This is a genomic window from Saccharopolyspora terrae (assembly GCF_004348435.1).
In the GTDB taxonomy this organism is placed as follows: Bacteria; Actinomycetota; Actinomycetes; order Mycobacteriales; family Pseudonocardiaceae; genus Saccharopolyspora; species Saccharopolyspora endophytica.
In genome coordinates this window covers 1-6,561 of record NZ_SMKS01000123.1, presented here as the reverse complement: position 1 = coordinate 6,561, position 6,561 = coordinate 1, and the positions used below count along the sequence as shown (strand labels likewise).

General features: G+C 71.9%; 9 protein-coding genes. 4 read left to right on the top strand and 5 right to left on the bottom strand.

Annotated features, from left to right (window positions below; genetic code table 11):
* Together E1181_RS30750 and E1181_RS31645 are read left to right on the top strand one after the other, a co-directional pair.
* The coding region (locus E1181_RS30750; protein WP_207922398.1) for a CGNR zinc finger domain-containing protein at window positions 1-286 on the top strand (286 nt) is incomplete at its 5' end.
* A 296-nt stretch (window positions 287-582) separates the two neighbouring features.
* Window positions 583-750: a hypothetical protein gene (locus tag E1181_RS31645; RefSeq protein ID WP_165944801.1), complete on the top strand. Its 168-nt coding sequence runs from the start codon at window positions 583-585 to the stop codon at window positions 748-750.
* A gap of 1 nt (window position 751) precedes the next feature.
* Here the strand turns inward: E1181_RS31645 and E1181_RS30745 are convergent, their stop codons facing one another.
* The gene (locus E1181_RS30745) at window positions 752-1,672 is read right to left on the bottom strand and encodes a quinone oxidoreductase family protein (RefSeq protein ID WP_132679911.1); all 921 of its coding nucleotides are present in this window, start codon (window positions 1,670-1,672) and stop codon (window positions 752-754) included.
* Window positions 1,673-1,770: 98 nt separating this feature from the next.
* On the opposite strand from E1181_RS30745, the gene E1181_RS30740 reads away from it, so the two are divergent.
* Window positions 1,771-2,226 (top strand): MarR family winged helix-turn-helix transcriptional regulator, encoded by a 456-nt coding sequence (locus tag E1181_RS30740; protein ID WP_207922397.1) that lies wholly within the window; start codon window positions 1,771-1,773, stop codon window positions 2,224-2,226.
* Here the strand turns inward: E1181_RS30740 and E1181_RS30735 are convergent.
* On the bottom strand, window positions 2,214-3,224 hold the full coding sequence (locus E1181_RS30735; protein ID WP_132679910.1) for a s-methyl-5-thioribose-1-phosphate isomerase: 1,011 nt from the start codon (window positions 3,222-3,224) through the stop codon (window positions 2,214-2,216). The two genes, E1181_RS30740 and E1181_RS30735, sit on opposite strands and share 13 nt — an antisense overlap.
* 198 nt (window positions 3,225-3,422) lie before the next feature.
* On the opposite strand from E1181_RS30735, the gene E1181_RS30730 reads away from it, so the two are divergent.
* A complete protein-coding gene (locus E1181_RS30730; RefSeq protein ID WP_132679909.1) occupies window positions 3,423-4,226 on the top strand; it encodes an ABC transporter ATP-binding protein in 804 nt (267 codons plus the stop codon).
* Window positions 4,227-4,245: 19 nt separating this feature from the next.
* On the opposite strand, the gene E1181_RS30725 is transcribed toward E1181_RS30730, so the two are convergent.
* The 3 genes from E1181_RS30725 to E1181_RS32425 all read right to left on the bottom strand — a co-directional run.
* Window positions 4,246-5,058, bottom strand: coding sequence for a sulfite exporter TauE/SafE family protein (locus E1181_RS30725; protein ID WP_235877172.1), 813 nt, complete (start codon window positions 5,056-5,058; stop codon window positions 4,246-4,248).
* Window positions 5,059-5,089: 31 nt separating this feature from the next.
* Entirely contained in the window at window positions 5,090-5,857 is a 768-nt protein-coding gene (locus E1181_RS30720; protein ID WP_165944800.1) for a GntR family transcriptional regulator, read from the bottom strand.
* 217 nt (window positions 5,858-6,074) lie between these two features.
* On the bottom strand, window positions 6,075-6,561 hold a 487-nt coding region (locus tag E1181_RS32425; RefSeq protein WP_328590920.1), incomplete at its 5' end, for a hypothetical protein.

Genomic DNA, 6,561 nt, shown 5'->3' with positions numbered 1-6,561 from the left:
GGTCCCCACAGCCCGGCTGCTGCAGTGGGACGACAACAACGGTCCCTACCGCGCGACGCCCCACCCCACCACCGAGATCGTCGACCACGCGTTGGCGACCCTCGCCGCCAACGCCGCCGACCTGCTCACCGACCCCGACGCGGAGCGGCTCACCGCCTGCGACTCCACCCCCTGCAACCGCTACCTGCTCCGCCACGGCCGCCGCCACTGGTGCTCGACCCGCTGCGGGGACCGCGCACGAGCCGCCCGCGCCTACACCCGCCGCACCCAACCCCGGACGACCTGACAGCAGCCGCATGCCGGTCTCGACGGCCGGTGAGCTCGCCGAACACGCCGTTGACGTCGCCGATCGCTCGCCTTGCGCCGGGAGTGAGGTCGGTCAGGACGTGCGGAACGTCGCGCACCGGCCACCGGTGGTCGGTCGAGGGCACGCCATGCGGGAAACAGCAAGGGGCACAACGACATCGCCGTGGCCGCTGCGGTGAACAGCGCGATCGCCGGCATCAGCCCGAACCGCGCGCTCAGAGCACCGGCCAGTGCGGTGCCCAGGCGCTGAGCGGTTCGGTATCCAGCGTCGAATCAGTGCGCGGCCGCGTCATCGGCTCCACCACCGAAGGCGCGGCCGACAACATCGACGAGATCTCCCAGAAGTACCTGGGAATCGACTACCCCGGTTTCGGAGGCACGTCCACGACCCGCCGGCTGCTGACCATCGCCGTGGACTCCATCGCCCACGCCCCGCAAGACTGACCTAGTCCACCACCAGCACCACCTTGCCGAGGTTGGCGCGGGACTCGATGACCTCGTGCGCCCGCGCCGCCCGAGCCAGCGGGATCTCGGCGTGCACGCGAGTGCGCAACCAGCCCTCCCGGTGCCAGTCCCACAACTCGTCGCGCCAGCAGGCGTACAACGACGGCGTGGCGGGCGAGCCCATGCGAAACCCGGTCGCCGAAGCCCCGCGGGTCATCAGCTCACCGGAGCAGATCGCGCCGGGCTGGGCGCCGAAGGCCACCAGCCGCCCACCGCGGCCCAGGGCCCGCACCGCCTTGTCCAGTACCTCACCGCCGACGCACTCCAAGGCGACGTCGACCGGCTCACCCCAGCTCGGGTCGTCGTAGCCCACCACCGCCTCCGCGCCCAACGTGCGCACGAACGCGCCCTTGTCCTGCTTGTCGCCGACCGCGGCGACCACACGAGCCCCGTGAGCGCGCACCAGCTGGATGGCCATCGTGCCCACCCCGCTCGCCGCCGCGGTGATCAGCACCGACTCGCCCCGGCCGATCAGACCCGCCGCGCACGCCTTGCGTGCCACCAGCCCGCTGTGCACCAGCGCCACCGCCGTCACCGCGTCGGCGTGCTCGGGCACCCGCGAGGCCATGTGCTCGGCCAGCACCGCCCGCTCGGCGTAGGCGTGCTCGAAGCACAGGCCCGTGACCCGGTCGCCGAGCCGGAAACCGCGCACCCCCGGGCCCAGCGCCTCCACCACACCGGCGACCTCCCCGCCCAGCGGTACCGGCTCGGGTCCTTCGCGCACGCGGCGCACCGCGGGCCAGGTGACCCCGACCGCCTCGCACCGCACCAGCAGCTGGGAAGGACCGGGCACCGGGGTGGGGACGTCTTCGACGAACAGGACCTCCGGGCCACCGTTGACGGCGTAGTTGACGCGTCGCATCACGCACACTCCTCGAATTCGATTGGGTCCACCAACGAAATCGAGAGTAGAAGCCGGACCATTGGGGAGTCCAACGAATTTTCGGCTAGGGTGGGCCCGTGGCCGAACAGGACAGCACCCGCGCTCTGCAGCACATCCAGTCCCTGCCCAGCTGGCTGACCGGGCGCGTCGCCGCGCGCGGCCGCGACCTGGTGGCCCGAGCCCTCGCCGACGAAGGACTGCGGCTGAGCCAGCACGCCGTGCTGGCCGCCGTCGCCGAACACGGCCCGCTGGCCCAAGCCGAACTGGTGCGACGCCTGGAGATCGACCCCAAAGACGTCGTCGGACTGCTCAACGAGCTGGGGGACAAGGGCCTCGTGCAACGCCGGCCCGACCCGCGCGACCGCCGCAAGAACGCCGTGTCGGCCACCCCCGAAGGCCTGGCCACCCTCCAGCGCTGCGCCGCGCTGGCCGACCAGGCCAACCAGGAGCTGCTCACCCCGCTCAGCACCGCCGAACGCGAGCTGCTGATCACCCTGCTACAGCGTCTCCACCACGCCGATCAGGCCCAGTAGCGGCGCACCTCGCCGGGAGCGAACGCACCCCGATCGGTGACCACCGTGGTCACCAGATCCGGATCGGTCACGTCGAACGCCGGGTACAGGCCACGCACCCGCGCGCTGGCGCTGCGGTGACCCAGCGTGTGCAGGACCTCGTCGCCATCGCGGAACTCGATCGGCACCTGCGCACCCGACTCGGTGTCGGGATCCGGCGCGTGGCACAACGCGTGGAACGGCACCCCGAAGGCCTTCGCAGCCGTGGCCAGCTGCAACGTCCCCACCTTGTTGATCACCGAGCCGTCCATGGTGATCCGGTCGCTGGCGGTCACCAGCGCATCCACCCGGCCCTCCCGCATCAGCGACGCCGGCATCCCGTCGGTCACCAGCGTCGTGGGAACCCCCATCTCCGCCAGCGACTCCGCGGTCAACCGCGCCCCCTGCAGGTACGGGCGGGTCTCGGTGCAGACGAACTCCGGGCGCTTGCCAGCGGCCACCAGCGCCTCCACCAGGCCCAGCAGGTAGAGATCGCCCCAGCAGTGCGTCAGCACCCGCGCCCCCTCACCCAGCAGCGCCGCGCCCGCCTGCCCCATCTCGCGGCACCGCCGCCGGTAATCGGCGTCGCCCGCCCGCGCGCCGTCCCACGCCGCTGCGGCGACGTCCTCGCGCCCGGCGATCTCGGCGAGCACGAACGCCGCGGCCTTGCGCGGCTGGTCGTTGGTCGGGCGCGTGGCGATCAACCGCTGCGCCGCCTCACCCACCCGGCTGCGAGCCTCCCGCGGGTCCTGGCCCTCGGTCTCCCGGGCGGCCAGCACCAAACCCCACAACACCGCGAAGTACGGCCCGGAGGACTGGGTCACCATCTCCTCGATGGCCCGCGCGACCTCCTCCACCGTGCGCGCACGCACCCACCGGCGCTCGAACGGGAACACCCGCCGGTCCAAGATGTGCACACCGTCGTCGTCGAGCCGGACGCTGTCGGCGAGAACCGGCACGGGCACAGCGGAAGAAGACATCGAATCCTCAGGTCACAAGTCCGGGAAAGGGCTGACGAACGAAAGCCTAACCAGCCGCGCGCACCCGGCCACCACCAACTGGTTTGCTAGGCTCACGACACCGCGCTGATCGCCGCATCCCGCAGGCTTGATCACCCGAGGCCCCGCGACACCCGCGCCACCTCACCCACGCACCACCCGGCGCCCGAAGGAACCCTCGTGAACCACCCTCGCCCCAGCGACACCGGACCCGTGCTGCACGCCGACGACGTCGACGTCGTCCGCGACGGCACGCACCTGCTGCGCTCGATCACCCTGCAGGTCCACCCCGGACAGCACTGGGCACTGCTCGGCGCCAACGGCGCCGGCAAATCCACCCTGCTCAGCCTCCTGGGCGCCCACCAGCACCCCACCCGCGGCAGCGTCGACGTCCTCGGACACCGCCTCGGAGCAGTGGACATGCGCGCCCTGCGCAGCCTCGTCGGCCACGTCAACCCCCGGCACCCGCTCAACAGCCCGCTCACCGTCGGCCAGGTCGTGCTCACCGGCGCCACCAACACGACCGAACTCGTCCCGCGCTGGCAACCCACCGACGCCGAAACCGCCCACGCCGACCGGCTGATCAGCCTGCTGGGCATCGCCGACCGCACCCACGCCCGCTGGAACACCCTGTCCCAAGGCGAACGTGGCCGGGCGCTCATCGCCCGCGCCCTCATGCCCGCACCCCGCCTGCTGCTGCTCGACGAACCCGCCACCGGACTCGACCTGGCCGCCCGCGAACAACTGCTCACCAGCCTCGAAGACCTGCGCACCCAGCACCCCGAGCTGGCCACCGTCCTGGTCACCCACCACCTCGAAGAACTCCCGACCGGCACCACCCACGCCATGCTGCTGCGCGAAGGTCGCTGCCTGACCGCCGGGCCCGTCGAGGAAGTCATCACCAGCGACCACATCAGCAAGTGCTTCAACCACCCCGTGCACATCACCCGTGACCACGGCCGCTGGCACGCCCGCGCCCGATGACACCCGCCGCGCCGACCGATCACCCGCGCAGGGCCAGGTAGGGCGCCAGCGCGAACAAGGTGACGATCAGCGCCCACCTCAGACCGCGGGTCGGCAGCGCGTGGGCGATCCGCCAGCCGAGCACGACACCGACCAGCTCCGGGATGCCGACCACCGCGGCCAGGGGCCAGTTGATGGCGCCGTGAGCCAGATAGCCCATCGCCCCCACGGTGGCGATGACCACCGATTGCGCCTGGGCCGAGGCCACCGATTCCAGCACCGGCACCCCGAGTGCGACCAGCAGCGGAACCGTCAGCAACGGCCCACCGATGCCCACCACTCCCGACACCACGGCCACCGACAACCCCAAACCGGCGACCACCGGCGCGGGAGGGTGCGCCAGCGCCGCCGCAGCGGGCTTGCGGTGCAAGACCAGGACGGCTGCCGCGAACACGAGCGCACCGAGCACGACACCGAACACGCGCGGGGACACCACGCTGTTGACCAGCACCCCCACCGGAGTGCCGAGCACCGCCGAACCCGCCAGCAGCAACGCCGTCCGGCGGGTTCCGGGATCGCGCAGCTGACCGGAGCGCGTGTAGACGACGGTGCCCACAACACCGGTGGCGACATGGGTGACGATCGCGGTCCCGGCCACCTCCGCCGGCGACACACCGGTCAGCGTGAACAGCCCGATCGTCGGCAGCACCCCGCCGGGCCCCATCGCGGTGATCCCGATGCCACCGACCAGCCCGAACACCCCGAGCAGCACCACCACCCACCACGACGAACCGGCCATCACCGACCCGCCTCCGCTCGAGGCGAACACCTCACCGGCGCAGTTCGATGCCACAGCGCTCCCCCCACTCCGAGCAACGATCACCTCAGCCCGAGACCGGGCCGCGAGGCACCGTGGTCCGCAGGATCATGCGATCGGCGCGAATGCGGATCGACTCCACGTCCACCGCACGCCCACCGCGGACACGCGTGCGGCGCTCGATCGCGAACACCGCCGCCCCGCACGGGATCTGCAGCAGCGCCGCGGTGTTGGCATCAGCGGCGACCGCGTGCACCGCGACCTCGGCGCGCTCCAACGGGCACCCGGTGCGCTCCTCGATCAGCGCGAACACATCCCTCCCGGTCAGATCACCGGCAACAACAGCGGCCCCGACATCGGCGGTGAGATAGCTGGTGTCCAGCGACAGGGGCAGCCCACCCAGCCACCGCAGCCGCTCCAGATGCACACCCCCAGCGCCGGGGGCGACTTCGAGCCGCTCGGCGATCGCCGCGGGCAACTCGGCCACCGCCTCGACCACCCGCACCTCGTTGACCACGGTGCCGCACCCGGTCAACGTCTCCGCCAGCCCCGCGAGCCGATCCAGCCCGTGCCCGTACTTCGGTGTGGTCACCACCGTGCCCACACCCGGCTGACGAGACACCAACCCCTCGTCGCGCAACAACCCCAACGCCTCGCGAACCGCGTTGCGCGACGCGCCGAACCGCCGGCTCAACCTGCCCGCATCGAAACGACCGGCCGTGATCTGCTGGCGCAGCACGTCGGCCAGCTGCCGCGCCCGCTCAGCCCTCGGGCGCGAGGAAACCCGTCCAGCCGGGACACGACGACCCGCCGTCGCGCTGACAGTCCGATTCACCGGGCTGACGGTACTGAGCGCAGATCACACCCGAATTGCGCCACCCCACGCGACCCGCACCGACGCATGACCAGCCGAAACACGCCGTCCACGCGGACATTCCGCCACCTGGCCCGCCGGTCGAGCAACCCCGGGCATGAAAAACGGTGGTCCTGGCACGGGCGCAGGATGCAGGTCTGCGCCCGTGCCAGGACCACCGACGAGGCGAAAGAGGGCTCTAGCGGCGCTTCTTCGGCGGGTCTTTGCGCAGCAGGTCCGGTCCGATGATCCGGCGCACCACCCGGCGCATCAGACCGCGCTTGCGCGGCGGGGCCGTCGCGGAACGCTCGGTGACCGCCGGCTGCGGACCCGTCAACGCCGTCGGAGACGCCGCGGCCTGCGGGTTGAGGCGCTTGGCGAACTCCGGCTGCTCGTCACGAATCGCGGGGATGTAGGGCTGGGTGACCTCGACGTGCTCGGGAATCGGCGGCGGCGCCATCGGCGGACCGGCCGGCGGGATCGAGGGCATCGACGCCGGTTCGTCGCTGTAGAACGCCTGGAACGCCGTGTCACCGGCGATCGGGTCCTGCGCGGCGGAATCCGGGCCGGGGGAGAAGTGCTGCTGCGAACCGGGATTGAGCGCCTCGGCGAACGTCGTGCCTTCCGACATCGCCGTGCTCGGCCGCGGCGGCAGGGAGTTCTGCGGGGCCTCGTACATCGGGGGC